Origin of the sequence: Pseudomonas syringae group sp. 26L6 (assembly GCF_032587815.1) — a bacterium.
Taxonomy (GTDB): Bacteria; Pseudomonadota; Gammaproteobacteria; order Pseudomonadales; family Pseudomonadaceae; genus Aquipseudomonas; species Aquipseudomonas amygdali.
This window is the reverse complement of sequence record NZ_JAWHPJ010000057.1, coordinates 111995-130970: the sequence shown is the minus strand read 5'-3', so window position 1 is coordinate 130970 and position 18976 is coordinate 111995. Positions and strand designations below refer to the sequence as shown.

At 58.5% G+C, this 18976-nt stretch carries 14 protein-coding genes and 1 pseudogene; 11 read left to right on the top strand and 4 right to left on the bottom strand.

Annotation, left to right across the window (positions count from 1 at the left end; all coding sequences use genetic code 11):
* Positions 1 to 58: 58 nt before the first annotated feature.
* The 7 genes and pseudogenes from RYA97_RS25465 to RYA97_RS25435 all read left to right on the top strand — a co-directional run bounded on the left by RYA97_RS25465 (position 59) and on the right by RYA97_RS25435 (position 7882).
* Positions 59 to 373 carry a YqjD family protein gene (locus tag RYA97_RS25465; protein WP_002553118.1) on the top strand — a complete coding sequence of 105 codons (315 nt, stop codon included), beginning with the start codon at positions 59 to 61 and terminating at the stop codon, positions 371 to 373.
* 4 nt (positions 374 to 377) lie between these two features.
* Positions 378 to 770: a phage holin family protein gene (locus RYA97_RS25460; RefSeq protein ID WP_002553117.1), complete on the top strand. Its 393-nt coding sequence runs from the start codon at positions 378 to 380 to the stop codon at positions 768 to 770.
* Entirely contained in the window at positions 767 to 1123 is a 357-nt protein-coding gene (locus RYA97_RS25455) for a hypothetical protein (protein WP_002553116.1), read from the top strand. Before RYA97_RS25460 ends, RYA97_RS25455 begins: the two co-directional genes overlap by 4 nt.
* A gap of 173 nt (positions 1124 to 1296) precedes the next feature.
* Positions 1297 to 2628 carry a deoxyguanosinetriphosphate triphosphohydrolase gene (locus RYA97_RS25450; RefSeq protein WP_004661594.1) on the top strand — a complete coding sequence of 444 codons (1332 nt, stop codon included), beginning with the start codon at positions 1297 to 1299 and terminating at the stop codon, positions 2626 to 2628.
* Positions 2629 to 2878: 250 nt separating this feature from the next.
* Positions 2879 to 3271: a response regulator gene (locus RYA97_RS25445; RefSeq protein ID WP_002553114.1), complete on the top strand. Its 393-nt coding sequence runs from the start codon at positions 2879 to 2881 to the stop codon at positions 3269 to 3271.
* 357 nt (positions 3272 to 3628) lie between these two features.
* Positions 3629 to 4255 carry a response regulator transcription factor gene (locus tag RYA97_RS25440; RefSeq protein WP_005732559.1) on the top strand — a complete coding sequence of 209 codons (627 nt, stop codon included), beginning with the start codon at positions 3629 to 3631 and terminating at the stop codon, positions 4253 to 4255.
* A gap of 56 nt (positions 4256 to 4311) precedes the next feature.
* Positions 4312 to 7882, top strand: a pseudogene (locus RYA97_RS25435) (transporter substrate-binding domain-containing protein).
* 82 nt (positions 7883 to 7964) lie between these two features.
* On the opposite strand, the gene RYA97_RS25430 reads toward RYA97_RS25435, so the two are convergent.
* Positions 7965 to 8309, bottom strand: a complete 345-nt coding sequence (locus RYA97_RS25430) for a YggL family protein (protein ID WP_005732557.1) — start codon at positions 8307 to 8309, stop codon at positions 7965 to 7967.
* A gap of 329 nt (positions 8310 to 8638) precedes the next feature.
* Here RYA97_RS25430 and dacB point away from each other — a divergent pair, with 329 nt between their 5' ends.
* On the top strand, positions 8639 to 10105 hold the full coding sequence (dacB, locus tag RYA97_RS25425) for a D-alanyl-D-alanine carboxypeptidase/D-alanyl-D-alanine-endopeptidase (RefSeq protein ID WP_002553058.1): 1467 nt from the start codon (positions 8639 to 8641) through the stop codon (positions 10103 to 10105).
* Between the two features lie 52 nt (positions 10106 to 10157).
* On the opposite strand, the gene RYA97_RS25420 is transcribed toward dacB, so the two are convergent.
* Together RYA97_RS25420 and rlmKL are read right to left on the bottom strand one after the other, a co-directional pair.
* A complete protein-coding gene (locus RYA97_RS25420; RefSeq protein WP_010200607.1) occupies positions 10158 to 12548 on the bottom strand; it encodes a diguanylate cyclase in 2391 nt (796 codons plus the stop codon).
* Between the two features lie 140 nt (positions 12549 to 12688).
* On the bottom strand, positions 12689 to 14941 hold the full coding sequence (rlmKL, locus tag RYA97_RS25415; RefSeq protein WP_005779835.1) for a bifunctional 23S rRNA (guanine(2069)-N(7))-methyltransferase RlmK/23S rRNA (guanine(2445)-N(2))-methyltransferase RlmL: 2253 nt from the start codon (positions 14939 to 14941) through the stop codon (positions 12689 to 12691).
* 588 nt (positions 14942 to 15529) lie between these two features.
* Here rlmKL and rmf point away from each other — a divergent pair.
* Positions 15530 to 15745, top strand: a complete 216-nt coding sequence (gene rmf / locus RYA97_RS25410; protein ID WP_002553055.1) for a ribosome modulation factor — start codon at positions 15530 to 15532, stop codon at positions 15743 to 15745.
* Between the two features lie 138 nt (positions 15746 to 15883).
* Here the strand turns inward: rmf and RYA97_RS25405 are convergent, their stop codons facing one another.
* A complete protein-coding gene (locus RYA97_RS25405) occupies positions 15884 to 16915 on the bottom strand; it encodes a quinone-dependent dihydroorotate dehydrogenase (protein WP_057413574.1) in 1032 nt (343 codons plus the stop codon).
* Positions 16916 to 17166: 251 nt separating this feature from the next.
* Between RYA97_RS25405 and RYA97_RS25400 the strand changes: the two genes are divergently transcribed.
* Positions 17167 to 18378: a CmpA/NrtA family ABC transporter substrate-binding protein gene (locus tag RYA97_RS25400; RefSeq protein WP_005779839.1), complete on the top strand. Its 1212-nt coding sequence runs from the start codon at positions 17167 to 17169 to the stop codon at positions 18376 to 18378.
* Between the two features lie 14 nt (positions 18379 to 18392).
* A complete protein-coding gene (locus RYA97_RS25395; RefSeq protein ID WP_016980861.1) occupies positions 18393 to 18968 on the top strand; it encodes an ANTAR domain-containing response regulator in 576 nt (191 codons plus the stop codon).
* Positions 18969 to 18976 lie beyond the last annotated feature (8 nt).

Here is an 18976-nt window from a genome sequence, read left to right as displayed (position 1 = left end):
AACCTTCAGGAATCACCTGTACTCGAAACATTCATACGCCCACCAAACGGAGAACATCATGGCCCGCCAAACTGCACAGAATGCTCAGGAAATCCTGAGAGCCGACTTCCAGGTACTGGTTGCCGACACTGAGAAATTGCTGGCGCATACCGCCTCTCTCGCTGGTGATCAGGCCGATGAACTGCGCGCCCAGATCCGCGAAAGCCTGCTGCGTGCCAAGGAAACACTGAAGACCACTGAAGATTCGCTTCGTGAGCGCGGTGAGGCTGCTGTGATCGCTACCGAAGATTACGTTCAGAACAACCCCTGGCAGTCAGTCGGTATCGCCGCAGGTGTCGGCTTTCTGATCGGTCTGCTGGCTACAAGGCGCTAACATCATGACTCTGGGAACGGAATCAGCACCGCCCGAGGGAACTCCGGGCTCTTCACCGCGGCGTCTTGGCGCTGCATTCCTTGGCCTGCTGCACACGCACGTCGAGCTGTTCGGCATCGAATTGCAGGAGCAGAAGGCACGTACCGTGAGCCTGCTGCTGTTCGCGGGACTGGCACTGGTTTTCGGCCTGTTGCTGCTCACTGGGCTCTCGGCCTTGTTGCTGATCGTTCTGTGGGACAGCTATCGCCTGGCCGGTATCGTCGGCCTTTGCACGTTCTACCTGCTGGCCGCCATCTTCTGCGGGCTGCGCCTCAAGGCAGCGATTTTCGATGAGTCGTCGCCATTCCACGCAACCCTTGAAGAGCTGGCCAACGACCGCGAGCGATTGATGCCATGAGTGAACCCAAGTCGCACCAGAGCAATACCCGTCGAGAACTGCGCAAGGCGTTGATCCGCCTGCGCATGGAGATGCACCGTCAGGAAATTCGTCATGAGTCGACGCAACTGCTGCAGCCGTTGCAACGCTTTCGCGGGATCCGCCATGACTGGAAAAGCGCGCTCGGCTTTCGCCACGCGCCACTCTGGGGAGTGGGCTCGGTCGCCCTGCTGGGGTTTCTGAGCGGCAAACGTGCCAAGACCGGACGCACCAGCCTGCTGGGTCGCCTGTTGAAGCTCGGCATCACGCTGACGCCACTGATCAAGGTCGCCATGCAGAGTCGCGCCATCCAGAACCGTAACCGCAGGCTCTGATTACGCCAGACCTTTTGCGTGATTCGAGCCTTGTGACAAATGCCTGCTCCGGTGCTCCGGGGCGGGCATTTGCTTTTTAACACACCCCGTTTCTGTCTGTCCGCGCGTCAGGCCTTGCGGCAGGCGTGCCGAACCGGGAAGCTACGGCCAACATTACTGACGGAGTGAACGCCTTGGATTGGCAAACCCTGCTTAACCGCGAACGACTTGGCAAGACACTGCACAGCCCCGAAGAATTGGGGCGCAGTCCGTTTCACAAGGACCATGACCGCATCATCTTTTCCGGTGCGTTTCGCCGTCTGGGACGTAAGACGCAAGTCCATCCGGTGTCCAGCAACGACCATATTCATACCCGCCTGACTCACTCGCTGGAAGTCAGCTGCGTCGGCCGCTCACTGGGCATGCGCGTTGGCGAAACCCTGCGCGCTGCGCTGCCCGACTGGTGCGACCCAAGCGACCTGGGCATGGTTGTACAATCCGCCTGCCTGGCACATGACATTGGCAACCCTCCGTTCGGCCATTCTGGCGAAGACGCAATTCGCAACTGGTTCAATCAGGCTGCCGGACGTGGCTGGCTCGACGCGATGAGCGAGACAGAGCGCAATGACTTTCTCAATTTCGAGGGCAATGCCCAGGGCTTTCGGGTGCTGACGCAGTTGGAGTACCACCAGTTCGACGGCGGTACCCGTCTGACCTACGCCACACTGGGCACGTACCTCAAATACCCGTGGACCGCTCGCCACGCAGACTCGCTGGGCTATAAGAAGCACAAGTTCGGCTGCTATCAGAGTGAACTGCCAATCCTTGAGCAGATCGCTGGCAAGCTGGGTTTGCCGCAGCTTGAGGAACAACGCTGGGCGCGCCATCCACTGGTTTACCTGATGGAAGCCGCCGATGACATCTGTTATGCACTGATCGATCTGGAGGACGGCCTGGAGATGGACCTGCTGGACTACGCGGAAGTGGAATCACTTCTGCTTGGACTGGTCGGCGATGATCTTCCGGAAACCTATCGGCAACTGGGCCCTGGCGACTCTCGGCGGCGCAAGCTGGCCATCCTGCGCGGCAAGGCCATCGAGCACCTGACCAACGCAGCGGCCAGAGCATTCGTCGAGCAACAGGACGCCCTGCTTGCGGGCACGCTGCCCGGGGATCTCGTGGAACACATGCACGGCCCGGCCAAACGCTGCGTACTGAACGCCAAGGACATGGCGCGCAAGAAAATCTTTCAGGACAAGCGTAAAACGCTGCATGAAATAGGTGCCTACACCACACTGGAAATCCTCTTAAACGCCTTTTGCGGTGCCGCGGTCGAACAGTTTGGCGGCAGGACGCCCTCCTTCAAGCACCGACGTATCCTCGACCTGCTGGGCAACAGCGCGCCGGATCCCAAGGCACCGCTGCATGCATCGTTCCTGCGCATGATCGACTTCATCGCCGGCATGACCGACAGCTATGCCAGTGAGATGGCCCGGGAAATGACTGGCCGCTCCGGACAGATTTAGCCTTGATAAGACCAGCCGAGTACCTGCGCGCATGCAGATACAACGCTGGTCAGACCTGATTGCCTCGCAAAACTCAGACAGGCCCTACATGCATGTCAGACGAGTCCTATCGCAGCTTTTCTTGCATCCCTCAATAATTACAGCCACTTCGAATGCCACTCCGGCTCGTCATCCATCCGCCTGCGATACTAACGGTCCGCACGCCGTCTGCGAGGCCTGAACGTCTCGCCAGGGCCTTTCCGGAAAACTCATGTCCACACACAGCCTGCGCATCCTCCTGGTGGAAGATCACCCGTTTCAACTGATCGCCACTCAGGTGCTGCTCAACAATCAGGGCTATTTTCTACTGACTCCCGCACTCACCGCCGCAGAGGCCATGGCTGCCATGCAACGCAGCCCGGAGCCCTATGGGCTGTTACTGTGCGATCAGTGCCTGCCGGATATGTCAGGCCTCGACCTGATCGACGAGGCAGCCCGTCAAGGCTTGCTGCATCAGGCCATTCTTCTCAGCGGCCTGCCTGATGTACAGCTTGAAAACCTGCAGCAGCTTGCCACGCAGCGCGACCTGCCCCTGCTCGGCTGCCTGAGCAAACCCCTGCATGGACCTGACCTCAGCCGCTTGCTGGGGCACAGCCCTGAGTGACATCTGCATTCCTGTTTCAAGCGACTTCGGAAATGCCTCGCAACTATGTAAACGGCAACTGATGCAAAACCGCGCTGCTTGTGAATTCACGTTCAGTCTCGTAGGAAATCATCAACCCACATGAATGATGATTCCATAAAGTAATAAACACCACGTGCATCAATAACCAAATACACACCGAAATAAGCATTAACGTTTAAACACACTTGTGTTCAACGTAGGCTTTTACGTACTCCGATACGCTAATTATTGTAGGACTTTTCCTATATATGCCTGCCGAGCAAGTCTCTTTATGTGCCTGCCCGAACATCTGAGCTAAGGTGCGCGCTTTCTTCACTGCTTGTTATGGAATGGAATATGAACTCAGTTTTTATCATCGACGACCATCCGGTTATCCGGATGGCAGTCAGAATGCTTCTGGAAAACGAAAATTACGAAGTGGTGGGCGAAACCGATAACGGCGTCGACGCGATGCAAATGGTTCGCGAATGCATGCCTGACCTGATCATTCTCGACATCAGCATTCCCAAGCTCGACGGCCTTGAGGTACTGGCGCGCTTCAATACGATGGGGTTGCCCTCCAAGATACTGGTGCTGACATCGCAAACCCCCAACCTGTTTGCCATTCGTTGCATGCAATCGGGCGCTTCCGGTTATGTATGCAAGCAGGAAGACCTGAGCGAACTGCTCAGTTCGGTGAAAGCGGTATTATCCGGCTACAATTACTTTCCCAGTCAGGCATTGGCGTGTGCCGTTCGCGAAGACGGGCAGACGAACGAGCTGGAATTGTTCAAGTTGGTCAATGATCGCGAATTGATGGTGTTGCAATTGTTTGCTCAAGGCCGCTCCAACAAGGAAATAGCCAAGGGCATGTTTCTCAGTAACAAGACCGTCAGCACTTACAAAACGCGACTTATGCAAAAGCTGAAAACCAGAACCTTGGTAGAACTTATCGAGATGGCAAAACGCAACGCGCTAGTGTGAGAAACCGGATGCCCACACGCTTTAGACAATTATTAATACTGGCCACAGGCCTGTGCATGGGCTGGAGTGCTCAGGCCAGCCTTTATGCGGCCGAACATTACACACTGCTTGGTCGCTCGAGCCCGGCACACATGGACGTGAAGCTGGACAGCAACCAATGGCAATGGGTGCGCGGTCAACGTGAACTGACTCTCGGCATCTCGAACCCTGATTACCCGCCCTTCGATATCACAATGTCAGGCAACGACTATGAAGGCATCACTGCCGATTACGCGGGCATCATTTCGGATGCGCTGGACCTGCCGGTCAGGGTGCAGCGCTTCGAAACCCGCGATGCAGCGATCAAGGCACTGATCACAGGCCAGGTCGACCTGCTGGGCACTGCCAACGGCTTTGAAGCAGTTGATCGCAACATCAGACTGTCACAGCCCTACTCGGTGGATCAGCCCGTGCTGGTCACCCGGGTCGGAGACTCGCGCCCCCTCAACGATGGCCTGAAAGGCATGCGGCTGAGCATGGTCTATCACTATTTGCCACCCGCAGAGGTCGAGGCGACGTACCCGGGTGCAACACTGAAGACCTACCCCTCGTTTCAGAACGCCATCAACGCCGTAGCCTTCAACCAGGCCGATGTCTTTCTGGGCGATACGATTTCCACCCAGTACATCATCAACAAGGGCTATCTGAACAATGTGCAAATGTCGAATTTCGGCAAGCACGAGCCCAATGGCTTCAGCTTCGCCGTCAGCAATGAAAACACACAATTGCTGGGTGTCATCAACCAGACACTGAAAGCGATTCCAGTCGATGAGCGCATCAACATTTCCAGGCGCTGGAGCACCGGCAGCGACCTGATGCTCACCGACCAGAAGCTGCAACTGACGCAACGCGAGGAACGCTGGATCGCTCAGCACCCGACCGTGCGCGTGGTGGTCAACGAAGCGTACGCACCGCTGACCTTCTTTGACGCCAAGGGCAACTTTCGCGGCATCACCGCCGACCTGCTTGAACTGGTCCGCCTGCGCACCGGCCTCAGGTTCGACGTCAAGCGCTCGCCCAGCCTGACCGATATGCTGAACCAGGTCAGCGAGGGCCAGGCGGACCTGATCGGCGCACTGGTGTCCAGCGATGAACGAGAAGACCACCTGAGCTTCAGCCGGCCGTATATCGACAACTCATTTGTACTGGTCACCCGCAAGGACCAGGGTTCGCCCAGCTATCTGGAACAGATGGACGGCAAACGTCTGGCAATAACCCAAGGCAGCCCGATGCTGGACTGGCTGCGACGCAAATACCCCAGAGTCGTACCGCTGGAAATCGACAACCCGTTCCAGGCGCTGGACATGTTGTCACTGGGCAGAACGGAAGGCGCGGTCATTTCGCTGCTCAGCGCAGACTACTTTCTGTCTTCAGGCATCTTCGAGGAACGCCTGCAGATGACCGCCACCATCGGCGAGGACCCAGCGCTGATTTCCATGGCTACCTCACGCAATGCCACCGAGCTGAGTTCGATTCTCGACAAGGCGCTGGCAAGCATCGCGCCGCAGGATCTGGCGGCGATCAACAATCGATGGCGCGCCTATGCCCCTTCAAGCGCCAGCTGGCATGACTACGAACGCCTTATCTATCAGATTCTGATCAGTGCAGGCCCTGTTGCTGCTGGGCCTGCTGGCCTGGAATGCCTGGATGCGGCGGCAGATACGTCAGCGTGAAGCGGCAGAGCGGGCGCTGGGCGACCAGTTCGAATTCATGCGCGCACTGGTTGAAGGCACGCCCCATCCGATCTACGTGCGGGATCGCGAAGGCATGCTGCGCATGTGCAATGACAGCTACCTGAGGGTCTTCTCAGCGCAACGTGAAGACATTATCGGCAAGAGCGCTACCGAAGGAGTGCTGGGCAATGCCTTCGAAGCGCGGGAATACGCTGCCGACTATCAACGGGTCATGGCCAGTAACACTGCATTGATCCTCGACCGGCCCCTGCGCATTGGCGACCGGCAGATGACCATCTACCACTGGATCCTCCCCTTTCGCGACTCTCTGGGCGAGGTGCAGGGCATCATTGGCGGCTGGATCGATATCAGCGAGCGTCGCCAGCTTATTGAAGACTTGCAGGCCGCCAAGGAACAGGCTGACGCTGCCAGCCGTGCCAAGAGCACCTTTCTTGCCACCATGAGCCATGAAATCCGTACGCCCATGAATGCAGTGATCGGAATGCTGGAGCTGGCGCTCAAACGTGCCGATCATGGCGAACTGGACCGCTCAGCCATCGAAGTCGCCTACAGCTCGGCCAACGACTTACTGGACCTGATCGGTGACATTCTCGACATTGCGCGCATTGAATCCGGCCGACTGTCACTGAATCCAGAGCGGGCGAACCTGCGTCGACTGGTAGAGTCGGTACTGCGGGTATTCGACGGTCTGGCTCGCCAGAAGGACCTCGACCTGGTGCTGGAACTGGACAGCCGGATCAACGCCGATGTGCTGATCGACCCTCTGCGCTTCAAACAGATACTGTCCAACCTCGTCAGCAACGCCATCAAGTTCACCCCTATGGGACGGATCAAGATCGTGCTGCAGGCAGCCGAGAGCCCGGACCCGCAACTGCTGCACCTGCACATTACCGTTCAGGACAGCGGTATAGGCATCAGCGCCGAAGATCAGCAGCGTTTGTTCGAGCCCTTTGCCCAGGCCGATAACACCGGGCAGATGGCGCGCACCGGTGCCGGGCTGGGCCTGGTGATTTGCCGCAGCCTTTGCATGATGATGGGCGGCAACCTCTCGCTTGATAGCGTACCAGGCCAAGGCACCCGGATCAGTATGAACCTGGTGCTTACCACGCTTGAACCACTCACAGGCCAGCCCGTTACTACGCCACCGCTAGCCGTCGCTCACCAGACGCTACGGATCCTGATCGTCGACGACCATCCTGCCAACCGGCTGCTGCTCTGCCAGCAACTCGGTTTTCTAGGTCACCACTGCGAAATGGCCGAAAACGGCGCGCAGGGGCTTGAGCACTGGAAGACCGATACCTTTGATCTGGTGGTTGTCGACTGCAACATGCCGGTCATGAACGGCTATGACATGACCACTGCAATCCGCGCGATTGAAGACGCAGACGGCCAGCCACGCTGTCCGGTCTGGGGCTTCACGGCCAATGCGCAGCCTGACGAGATCGAGCGCTGCCGCGCAGCAGGCATGGACGACTGCCTCTTCAAACCCATCAGCCTTTCGATGCTCAGCGAACGGCTGACAGCCGTTTCGCCGCTGTCGCGCACACCTCTGCCGTTCAGCCTCGACAGCATCAGCAACCTGACCGGTAACCGTCCGGAAATGGTTGAACGCCTGCTTGCGCAGCTGCTGCAAAGCAATCACGAGGACCGGCTGTTGCTGGCCAGACTGATACCGGAAAACAATCGCAGGAAAACCCGCGACCTGGCCCACAGGATCAAAGGTGCCGCACGGATCATCAGCGCTTCAAGGGTGGTCGATGCCTGCGATGCACTTGAGCAGGCCTGCGAAGCGGACACGCCGGATGAACAGTTCCATACCTGTCAGCAGGTTGTCGAGCTGGCGATGATCGAGCTTGAGGACGCGCTGATTCTGCAGCAGGCGAAACCTGACTGAAGACGTTTCAAAGACGATGTAGCGAAGGGGAACAAGCGGGGGAAAAGCAAGAGAGGCAGGCGCTGGCCTGCCTCCCGTTACATCAGGCGGCCGGGTTGATTTCTTTTTCCGGGTACCAGACGTCGATCAGCGGGCTGACAGTGACTTCTGTCAGTTCACTGCGGCCTTTGAGCCAGGCTTCGACAGCAACACGCTGTTCTTCGCTGACCGAGCCACGCTTGCTCAGGCAAACCAGACCGAAGTCGTCGCCGCCCACATAACCAAGACCGTTGGCTTCCATTGCTTCTTTCAGAAAAGCGTCAAGGAAAGCATCGATTGCCTTGTCATCCAGCTCTTGCTTGAAGTCCAGGTTCAGTTCAAAACCCAATTCCTGGAACTCGTCCACACACAGTTTTTTGCGCAGACGGCGGGAGCGGTTAGTGGCCATGGGACAATCCTCATCAATAAATATCGGGCGGCACTTTACCAGCTTGACGATTTAAAAGCCCGACAATTGCGGTCTGTCATGGATATCCGGTCTTGCGACAGTGATGCAGGCCCAATCGATAAAAAATAACGTTTACCGGCCTGCCCCCCATCACAAGCCTGCCCTGCTTGGGGCATAATGCGGGTCGTTTCATGCGTGGCACTGTATGTTACAAAAAAGCCCGCTACGCATTCACTACTATAGTTATCAACATCGCAGCGAAATAGTTACCGAGGGAATTCATCCATGCCCTCTTTTTTATGTCCCCCCTTGCAGTAGGGTTTTATTCAATGATCAAGTCTCTACGTCCATTGTTGCTCGCGTCAATTCTTTTGCCACTGGCTCTGCCCTCCTACGCTGCCGTCATCAACACCACGCTGCCCCCCAAGGTTCAACAGGCTCTGAAAGCCAGCAAACTCGGCGATGACGCGCTTTCGCTGGTGATGTTGCCGCTCAACGGGCCGGGCACGCCGACCGTGTTCAATGCCGACGTATCGGTCAACCCGGCCTCAACCATGAAGCTGATCACCACCTACGCCGCGCTGGAAATGCTCGGCCCTACCCACCAGTGGAAAACCGAATTCTTCACCGATGGCACCCTGAGCAACGGCGTGCTGCGCGGCAACCTGTACCTCAAAGGCGGCGGCGATCCAAAGCTGAATATGGAAAAACTCTGGCTGCTGATGCGTGACCTGCGCGCCAATGGTGTGCAACAGGTGACCGGTGACCTGGTATTGGACCGCAGCCATTTTGTGCAGCCGCAATTGCCCGAATTCAATGATGACGGCAACGATGATAACAAGCCGTTTCTGGTCAAGCCTGATGCGCTGATGGTCAATCTCAAGGCATTGCGCTTCGTGACCCGAAACGATGACGGCAGAATTCTGGTCTCGGTCGAGCCGCCGATTGCGACCATTCGCATCGACAACCAGGTGAAGGCGAGCGCATCAAAGCAATGCACCGGGGATGTGCGCTACAACCCGGTCACCCAGCCTGACGGCAGCGTCAATGTGACGGTGACTGGCCAGTTGGGCAACGGCTGCAATTCGCAGACCTACCTTTCGCTGCTTGACCATCCGACCTATGCGGCAGGCGCAGTACGGGCCATCTGGCAGGAACTGGGCGGCACTATCCAGGGCAAGGACCGCGTTGGCGTTTTGCCCGGTAATGCCAAGCTTCTGGCCAAGGCTTTTTCGCCGGATCTGGTGGAAGTCATTCGTGACATCAATAAATTCAGCAACAACACCATGGCCCAGCAACTGTTTCTGAGCCTGGGTGAAGAGTTCCGCAATGAAGCTGACGGTGACGACGGCAAGGCTGCCCAGCGCGTCATCCGCCAGTGGCTGGCGAAAAAAGGCATCACCGCGCCGCATCTGGTCATGGAGAACGGCTCCGGCCTGTCGCGTGCGGAACGTGTCAGTGCCCGTGAGATGGCCATTATTCTGCAGGCTGCGTGGCGCAGCCCGTATGCTGCCGAATTCATGAGTTCGATGCCGTTGGCAGGCATGGACGGCACCATGCGTAAACGTCTGAAGCGCACCCCGTTGCTGGGTGAAGCGCACATCAAGACAGGCACGCTGAACACGGTTCGCGCTATTGCCGGCTTCAGCCGCGACAGCAACGGCAACACCTGGGCGGTCGTGGCGATCCTCAACGACCCGCGTCCGTTTGGCGCATCCTCGATACTGGACGAGGTACTGGTCGATCTGTATCGACAGCCGAAACTGACCAACACCACGGTCTCGATCCAGCAATAACCACCCGCCGCTTGTAACCAGCAGACCCGCTTTCGAAGCGGGTCTGTGTGCGTCAGATCTGCTCAGGCTCGACCCGATCGCGACCGGCCTGTTTGGCGGCATAGACACCCGAGTCAGCGCGCAACAACATTGTGTCGATCCCCTCACCGGCTCTCCAGCTGGCGATGCCGAAGCTGGCCGTCACAACCTGATCGACGCCTTCGATAACCTGGTTACGCAAGCCCTCGCGCAGGCTCAAAGCCAGTTGATACGCCTGCGAACCCCGTGTGCCCGGGCAGATCACCATGAACTCTTCACCCCCAAGGCGGCAGAACACATCATCGCTACGCAGGCGCTGGCTGATCTTTTCCGAAATCGCCTTGAGCACCTGATCGCCTGCGGCATGCCCGAAACGATCATTGATGCGCTTGAAATGATCGATATCGAGCATGATGATCGACAGGTTACCGCCGTGCCGGTCGATCCTTTTCAGCTCGGCCTGCATGCGGTCCTGGAAATAGCGCCGGTTGTAGGCACCCGTCAGTACGTCGGTGACCGACAGCGCGCGCAACTCCTGTTCGACACGCTTGAGGTCGGTGATGTCGGACACAAAACCGTGCCATAGCACGCTGCCATCTACCAACCGTTCTGGCGTGGACGCAGCGCGCAGCCAGCGCTGGCCCTTGCGTGGCAGGTCGACACGGTACTCCTCGCTCCAGGGTGTCAGATGCTTCGCACTGGCCAGAATAGAGCTTCTGACACGCGTCAGATCCGGTGGCTGGATACGTCGCAGAACGGCCTCGGAATCGCCCAGCAACTGCGCTTCGTCGACTTCAAACAGCTCGCACATGCCAGCGCTGGCGTATCTGAAGCGCGCACTGCCGTCGATAGCCAGGTGATACTGATAAATGCCGCCAGGCACCTGCGAGCCAAGTTTTTTCAACAATTGCCCTTGTTCGGCAAGCGCTTCGTTGACGCGCTTGTGCTCCGTGACGTCGATGCACACCGCCAGATACCCGGTCCAGAGCCCCTGATCGTCGCGCACGGCGGTAACCAGCATGTTTACCATCAGGGTGCTGCCGTCACTGCGCTGCAGGGTCCAGTCCTGCGAAGGGTGATGACCGTCTTGCACGGCGTCGAGAAACATCAGCCGGGAAGCGCTGATCGGGTGCCCGCGGTCCTTGCTCAATACACTCGCGCGGGCCTCCAGCTCGGCCGGCTGATAAAGGTCCATGAGGCGCAGCCTGCCCAGTACCTCTTCCTGAGAATAACCCAGCATTTTCTGCGCACCGACGTTGAACGTCTTGATCAACCCATCCAGGTCGGTTGCAATGATCGCCACTTCGGTCGCGGCGTCCAGCACACTGCGCAATTGCCCGTGCGCCGCCCGTAACTGCTGCCCGCGCTGGCGCAACTCACGGGTACGCTGCGCCACACGCTGCAGCGCTCGCTGACGCTGGCTGATCAGGCTGTAGAGCAACGCGCTGAGCATCAGGCTCAAAAGCCCGCCAAGCCAAAGCACCCGGCCCGGCATCATGGTCTGATTGCTCTGGCTGAAGATTTCCGTAGGGCGAACCTCGACCAGATAATCCCTGTCACCGAGGCTCAGCAGGCTGCTGGCATACAAATGATTGCGTACTGCTACGACCGGCGACTGGTAAACCTGCTCAGGCTTTGCCGGCGAACTGAGGTCAAGCATGGTGACCGCAAGATTGTCCTGCTCCGCTGTGCCGATGCTCATCAATTGCGTCAGGCTGATCACTGCAGTGACATAGCCCCTCAATTCCGAAGGCGACTGGCCGATGGAGAACACCGGCGCCACCAGCAAAATTCCGTACGTGTCTGACGGGTCAAGGGCCAACAGGCTGATACGAGGCGTTGCAACAATGCGCTTGAGCAAACGCGCACGCTCAAGAGCGACATGACGTACCGGCTCCGAGGCTATATCAAACCCCGACGGCGTCGGAACTTTGCTGAGTGTCTGGATGAACCGAACCGGAAAATACTCGTTGCGTACAGTGGCGGTTTTCAACGCACCGTTTTCATCCATTTCTCTTATGAAATATTCGGCTGAGCTCTCCTCGCGCGCCTGCTGTTCAAAAGCGGCCCGCTCCGCCAGCGTTACTTTCGGGTTCCAGGCGTAGGCCTGGGTTCCAATCAGCAATGGCGCGACAAAGCCGTCGAATTCCGATTGCTCGACCTGATGGGAAAAGATAAAGAAGCGACACAGGGTGTCCAGCCGAGTGACCTGCCGGTCCAGACGCTCCTGAAGACGACTGAAGCGCTCCGCAGCAAGCATGTCGAAACGCTGGCGCAATTGACGCTGGTACAGCTCATTGTCGGCCAGCGCCAACATGATGGTAAGTGCCGCTCCGACCATCAATGCCAAAACGGCTATCGGCCACGCTGAGAGCTGGCCGTTGATGAAACTCAGAACTCTGAGCCTGAACCGTTTCGCTGTCATACACAGAAACTCATGACGCCAACATGCTGAAGCGTCAAGCTGGCTATGACTTCTGTTATAGCTATTCGCCAGTAATTTTCATAGGGAGCGATGAGCAAACCTGTACAAAACTGTTACAGGCAAGCTCATCACATACCGTATCAGGCACGCGCCATGATTTTCCAGGCGCGGTGAATCTTGCCGTTGCGGGCAAAATCCTGGTCGATGGTTTGCGCGGTAATGTCCTCGACCGCATAGCGCTGACTCAGATTTTCATCGAGCACGAACTTGCGGAAGTTGTTGGAGAAGTACAGCACGCCACCTGGTGCCAGACGCGCCATGGCCAGATCGATCAGCTCGACCTGATCACGCTGCACATCAAAAATGCCTTCCATGCGCTTGGAGTTGGAGAACGTCGGCGGATCGATGAAGATCAGGTCGTACTCGTCGCGATTGGCCTGCAGCCAGGCCATCACGTCCCCTTGCTCCAGACGGTTCTTGTCGGAGAAGCCGTTCAGTGACAGGTTACGCCGCGCCCAGTCCAGGTAAGTACGCGACAAGTCGACGCTGGTGGTGCTGCGCGCGCCGCCCTTGGCGGCATGCACGCTGGCCGTCGCGGTGTAGGCAAACAAGTTCAGGAAGCGCTTGCCGGAGGCCTCGCGCTGGATACGCATACGCATCGGACGATGGTCGAGAAACAGGCCGGTGTCGAGGTAGTCGGTCAGATTGACCAGCAGCTTGACGCCGCCTTCACTGACTTCCAGAAACTGGCCCTGCGCGCTTTGACGCTCATATTGTTTGGTGCCGCTCTGACGCTCGCGACGTTTGATCACCACACGGTTCTTGTCAATGTTCAGCGCCTGCGGAATGGCCGCCAGTGCATCGAACAGCCGGGCCGAAGCCTTTTCCGGATCGATGGACTTGGGCGCTGCGTATTCCTGAACGTGAACCCAGTCGTGATACAGGTCGATCGCCAGCGAGTATTCAGGCATGTCGGCGTCGTAGACGCGGTAGCAATCGATACCTTCGCGGCGCACCCATTTGCCCATCAGCTTGAGGTTCTTTTGCAGGCGATTGGCAAACATCTGCCCGCCTTCGCTCAGGCGCGCCTGTTCGACCACCACCGGTTCCGGCTTGATCGGGTTGCCGTTCTTGTTGAGCTTTCTTTCAACAACTTCAACTTCGACAGGGTTCTCGCGCTCGATCTGACGCTGCTCGGGTGTGCGACGCTCGCCGGTCACGAACTGATCAGGCGTGACCTTGATCAGCAGCAATTTGCACGGCAAGGCACCGTTCCAGAACGAATACTGCTTGTGGCTGCGAATGCCCATGCGCTTGCCCAGGTCAGGCGCGCCAGTGAACACCGCAGCTTCCCAGTTAAGGCAGGCCTGACGCAGGCGCTCGCCCAGATTCTGGTAGAGATAAAGCAGGCTGGCTTCATCACCCAGGCGTTCGCCGTACGGAGGGTTGCAGATCACCAGACCTTTCTGGTTTTGATCCGGACGCGGTTCGAAGGTCGCGACTTCGCCTTGATAGACCTTGATCCAGTCGCTCAGACCTGCACGTTCGATGTTGTTGCGCCCAGGCTGGATCAGCCGCGGATCGGCCTCGTAACCGCGAATCCATGAAGGCGTTTTGGCCAACCCGGCTTCTGCGCGTGCCAGCGCTTCGTCGTGCAGCTTGCGCCACAGCGCCGGAACGTGGCCGAGCCAGGCAGAGAAGCCCCAGCGTTCGCGTTTGATGTTCGGGGCGATGTCGGCGGCGATCATGCCGGCCTCGACCAGGAACGTACCGACACCGCACATCGGGTCAGCCAGCGCGCCGCCCTCGGCAGCGATGCGCGGCCAGCCAGCGCGGATCAGGATCGCGGCGGCGAGGTTTTCCTTCAGCGGTGCGGCGCCCTGCTGCAGACGGTAACCGCGCTGGTGCAGGCTATGCCCGGACAGGTCGAGGGACAGAATGGCTTCGCCGCGATCCAGGCGCAGGTGCACGCGCAGATCGGGGTTGATCTTGTCGACCGAAGGACGCTCGCCATCCGGAGTACGCAGCTTGTCGACGATCGCATCCTTGACCTTCAATGCACCGAAATGGGTGTTATCGATGCCCGAACCATGACCACTGAATTCCACCGCAATGGTGCCGTCGGATTCAAGATGATCCTGCCACTCGACATCCAGTACGCCGTGGTAGAGGTCTTCGGCATCCTTCATCGGGAAGCGCTTGAGCACCAGTAAAACGCGGTTGGCCAGTCGCGACCAGAGACACAGCCGGTAAGCGGTCTCCATGTCGGCCGAGCCGCGAATGGCTGAAGTGTGCTCGCGGGTCTCTTGCAGGCCCAGCGCAGTGGCTTCCTCGGCAAGCAGGCCTTCGAGGCCCTTGGGGCAAGTGAGGAAAAGTTCGTAGCGATCCGACATGTGTATTCCAGGGCCTGAGCCGTCTGCGGCGGGCAACGCATTGCCCTGCCAGATTTGAACAGGCGTCTTTCATGGAGAACGCCTGCGTGGCACGTGATGTGTGCCGGTCCACCGCATGATCCTGTCATGTCATTGCGGCAGTTCTGGCGCGTATTAGAACAGATATCAGGCAAGTCGATGTCGGCAATAAGGCACGCAATCAAAAGTCGTGTTTTGAAAAGTCACATTTGTGCAGCGCCGATCATGACCCTTCGTCGCTTAAGCAACCAAGGCATTGAGCCAGTATATGAGCCTGATAAGCGATTTCAATTAGCCTGCAAACGCCCATGTTCAAGGGGCTGCAGAAAAAATCATGGTTAAAACAGATCATCGCTTATTGCTCGACAGACCTGAATGTGACGTGCTTATGACAAAACGATCATTCACACCGACCTGTGCTTTGGTTAGAAATCGTCTCAGGTCATCTCCGCAACGGTTATGACATCAAGGCCCGCGACGCCGGCAGCGGGCACCAACGGCAGAAGATTCTGCCCGACCTCATCAAGGGGTCTCAGGGATATTACAGTCAACAGACGAGGGCATTACCCTATGAGAAGACTTAAGCGTGATCCGTTGGAAAGAGCATTTTTACGCGGATATCAATACGGCGTTCATGGTAAATCCCGTGAGCTTTGCCCTTTTACTCTACCGTCAGTACGCCAGGCATGGATCAATGGCTGGCGCGAAGGACGCGGCGACAACTGGGACGGTATGACCGGCACTGCGGGCATCCACAGACTCAACGAACTTCACGCGGTCGGATGAGGCGATTCAAAGACTTTCAGGCCTCTGTCGGGCCACCCACATGATTGACTGATTCACACCTGTACCATGCACGCCCGACCCGGGCGGCGGGCCAACGCCCAGGGGCTCTCTCGAGGAGCCCCTTTTTTTGCCTTCGATTCAGCGTACGGCCGGTGGCATTGCCGCAATGGCGTCCACCGATTCGCGAATCAGCGCAGGGCCCTTGTAGATGAAACCGGAATAGATCTGCACCAGACTGGCACCTGCGGCTATCTTCTCGGCGGCATGCCGGCCTTCAGTGATACCACCAGCGGCAATGATCGGCAGACGACCTGCCAGCTCACCGGCCAGCACCTTGACGATGTGCGTGCTTTTTTCCCGCACCGGCGCGCCCGACAGACCACCCGCTTCATCGCCATGCGGCAGCCCTTCCACGCCCTGGCGGCTGAGCGTGGTGTTGGTGGCAATCACCGCATCCATGCCCGACTCGATCAGTGCAGAGGCCACCAGCACGGTTTCTTCATCGCTCATGTCCGGGGCAATCTTGATCGCCAACGGCACGCGTTTGCCGTGCCGCTGCGTCAGTTCCTGCTGGCGCAGGCTCAGGGCCTGGAGCAGTTGCTTGAGCGAGTCACCGAACTGCAGACTGCGCAGCCCCGGCGTGTTGGGTGAGCTGACGTTGACGGTGACGTAGCTGGCGTGGGCATAGACCTTGTCCAGGCAGATCAGGTAATCGTCCACCGCACGCTCGACCGGCGTGTCGAAGTTCTTGCCGATATTGATGCCCAGAATGCCGCGATACTTTGCCGCCTGGACTCGGGACACCAGGTTATCGACGCCCAGATTGTTGAAGCCCATGCGATTGATGATCGCCTCGGCATGCGGCAGGCGGAAAATGCGCGGTTTGGGGTTGCCCGGCTGTGGACGTGGCGTCACAGTACCGATCTCGACGAAGCCGAAGCCCAGCTGCGCAAAGCCATCAATGGCTGCACCGTTTTTGTCCAGACCTGCTGCCAGCCCCACAGGGTTGGGAAATTCCAGCCCCATCACACTGACCGGCAACTTCGCCGGGGACTTGCTCAGCAGGCCATTGAGGCCCAGCCGCCCGCCTGCACCGATCAGGTCCAGCGAAAGGTCATGAGAGGTTTCCGGAGAAAGTTTGAACAGTAACTGGCGGGCCAGATTATACATGGCGGGATGGGCTCGTGAGCAGCTGAATTCAGGGTGGCGATTATAGACGCGTGCAGGCCTGTCAGGCGAGGCGCGAGACAAACTTGTTGCTCACTCTTCCCCGGCGATGGCATATGCCTTGCTTGAAACCGCTATCGGCACTCACTCCAACGGCGGAGCGGTGCATGGACAACGGCGTCGCTTCGACACTTGCATTGCAATGGGTCGGACGACGCCTTTTTTCTGGACGGACCTTTGATGAAGCACGCGCGATGAACGAACGAACCGGTAATGCGCTGGACTGGGTGGCCGGTAGTGACGCCCCGGAAATGAACAGCCTGGACGTGGGCTTCATGGCATTGACCGACTGCGCCCCGCTGGTGGTTGCGGCCACTCAGGGTTTCGCCCAGCCATACGGCCTGAGCCTGAACCTCGAGCGTCAGACCTCCTGGGCCGGGCTGCGCGACAGACTGGTCAGCGGGCAGTTGCAGGCGGCACACAGCCTGTATGGTCTGATCTATGCGGTGGAACTGGGCATCAGCGGTGGTCCGGCGACCGACATGGCCATCCTCATGGGACTCAACCAGAACGGCCAGTGCATCAACCTGTCCCGCGAGTTGCAGGAGGCGGGCGTGATCACTCCTGAAGCACTGGACAAACGCGCGCACCAAAGCGGATCAAGGCTGACCTTCGCGCAGACCTTCCCCACCGGCAACCACGCCATGTGGCTCTACTACTGGCTGGCCAGCCAAGGCATTCATCCGCTCGATGATGTGACCAGTGTCGTGGTGCCACCCACGCAAATGGCGCAACACCTGCAGGCTGGGCGCATCGACGGTTTCTGCGTCGGCGAACCCTGGGGCGCCAGCGCCGTTCAGCAGCAACTGGGCTTCACCATGGCGACCAGCCAGTCGATCTGGCCGGATCACCCGGGCAAGGTGCTGGGCTGTACCCGTGAGTTCGTCGAGCAGAACCCCAACACCGCCAGAGCGCTGATCATGGCCGTACTGGAAGCGAGCCGCTTCATCGAGGAAAGCGACCATAATCGGCGCAGCACCGCACAACTGCTCAGCGGTGCGGATTATCTGGATACCTCGCCGGACTGCATCGAGCCGCGCCTGCTTGGCCACTACAGCGACGGCCTCGGCAATCACTGGCAGGATCCGCATGCAGTCAGTTTCCATGATCAGGGGCAGGTCAATTATCCGTGGCTGTCCGACGGCATGTGGTTCATGACTCAGTTCCGGCGCTGGGGCCTGTTGCGTGAAGATCCTGACTACCTCGCTGTCGCCAGCCGTGTCCAGCAACTGGACCTGTATCGCCAGGCAGCTGATGCGCTGGGCATCGACGCCCCCACTGCAACCCTGCGCAGCAGTCAGTTGATCGATGGCAAGGTCTGGGACGGCAGCGACCCCGCAGGCTACGCGCGTAGCTTCAAGCTCCACTCGCTGGCCGACAACGCGCCCGCTGTGGCCAGTCGTTGACGGAGAACGTGACCATGCTGCGTATCCTGCTTATCAATGACACCGCAAAAAAGGTCGGTCGCCTAAAGTCAGCCTTGATAGAGGCCGGTTTCGAAGTGATCGATGAATCCGGCCTGATCATCGACCTGCCCGCACGCGTCGAAGCCGTGCGCCCGGACGTCATCCTGATCGACACCGAATCGCCAGGACGCGATGTAATGGAGCAAGTGGTGCTGGTCAGCCGTGACCAGCCGCGGCCCATCGTGATGTTCACCGACGAGCACGATCCGGGCGTGATGCGCCAGGCAATCAAGTCCGGGGTCAGTGCGTATATCGTCGAGGGTATCCAGGCCCAACGGTTGCAACCGATTCTGGACGTGGCGATGGCCCGTTTCGAGAGCGATCAGGCGCTGCGTGCGCAACTGCATGCCCGCGATCAGCAACTGGCCGAACGCAAGCGCATCGAGCTGGCCAAGGGGCTGCTGATGAAAATGAAGGATTGCAACGAGGAAGACGCGTACACCCTGATGCGGCGTCAGGCGATGAGTCGCCAGCAAAAGCTGATTCAGGTGGCCGAGCAAATTATCGCGATGAGCGAGTTGCTGGGGTAAACGAGCGA

Coding starts and splice junctions, on each gene's coding strand:
- RYA97_RS25465 (WP_002553118.1), top strand. CDS start 59: ATGGCCCGCCAAACTGCACAGAATGCTCAGGAAATCCTGAGAGCCGAC.
- RYA97_RS25460 (WP_002553117.1), top strand. CDS start 378: ATGACTCTGGGAACGGAATCAGCACCGCCCGAGGGAACTCCGGGCTCT.
- RYA97_RS25455 (WP_002553116.1), top strand. CDS start 767: ATGAGTGAACCCAAGTCGCACCAGAGCAATACCCGTCGAGAACTGCGC.
- RYA97_RS25445 (WP_002553114.1), top strand. CDS start 2,879: ATGTCCACACACAGCCTGCGCATCCTCCTGGTGGAAGATCACCCGTTT.
- RYA97_RS25440 (WP_005732559.1), top strand. CDS start 3,629: ATGAACTCAGTTTTTATCATCGACGACCATCCGGTTATCCGGATGGCA.
- RYA97_RS25430 (WP_005732557.1), bottom strand. CDS start 8,309: ATGGCCACTAACCGCTCCCGCCGTCTGCGCAAAAAACTGTGTGTGGAC.
- dacB (WP_002553058.1), top strand. CDS start 8,639: ATGATCAAGTCTCTACGTCCATTGTTGCTCGCGTCAATTCTTTTGCCA.
- RYA97_RS25420 (WP_010200607.1), bottom strand. CDS start 12,548: ATGACAGCGAAACGGTTCAGGCTCAGAGTTCTGAGTTTCATCAACGGC.
- rlmKL (WP_005779835.1), bottom strand. CDS start 14,941: ATGTCGGATCGCTACGAACTTTTCCTCACTTGCCCCAAGGGCCTCGAA.
- rmf (WP_002553055.1), top strand. CDS start 15,530: ATGAGAAGACTTAAGCGTGATCCGTTGGAAAGAGCATTTTTACGCGGA.
- RYA97_RS25405 (WP_057413574.1), bottom strand. CDS start 16,915: ATGTATAATCTGGCCCGCCAGTTACTGTTCAAACTTTCTCCGGAAACC.
- RYA97_RS25400 (WP_005779839.1), top strand. CDS start 17,167: ATGAACGAACGAACCGGTAATGCGCTGGACTGGGTGGCCGGTAGTGAC.
- RYA97_RS25395 (WP_016980861.1), top strand. CDS start 18,393: ATGCTGCGTATCCTGCTTATCAATGACACCGCAAAAAAGGTCGGTCGC.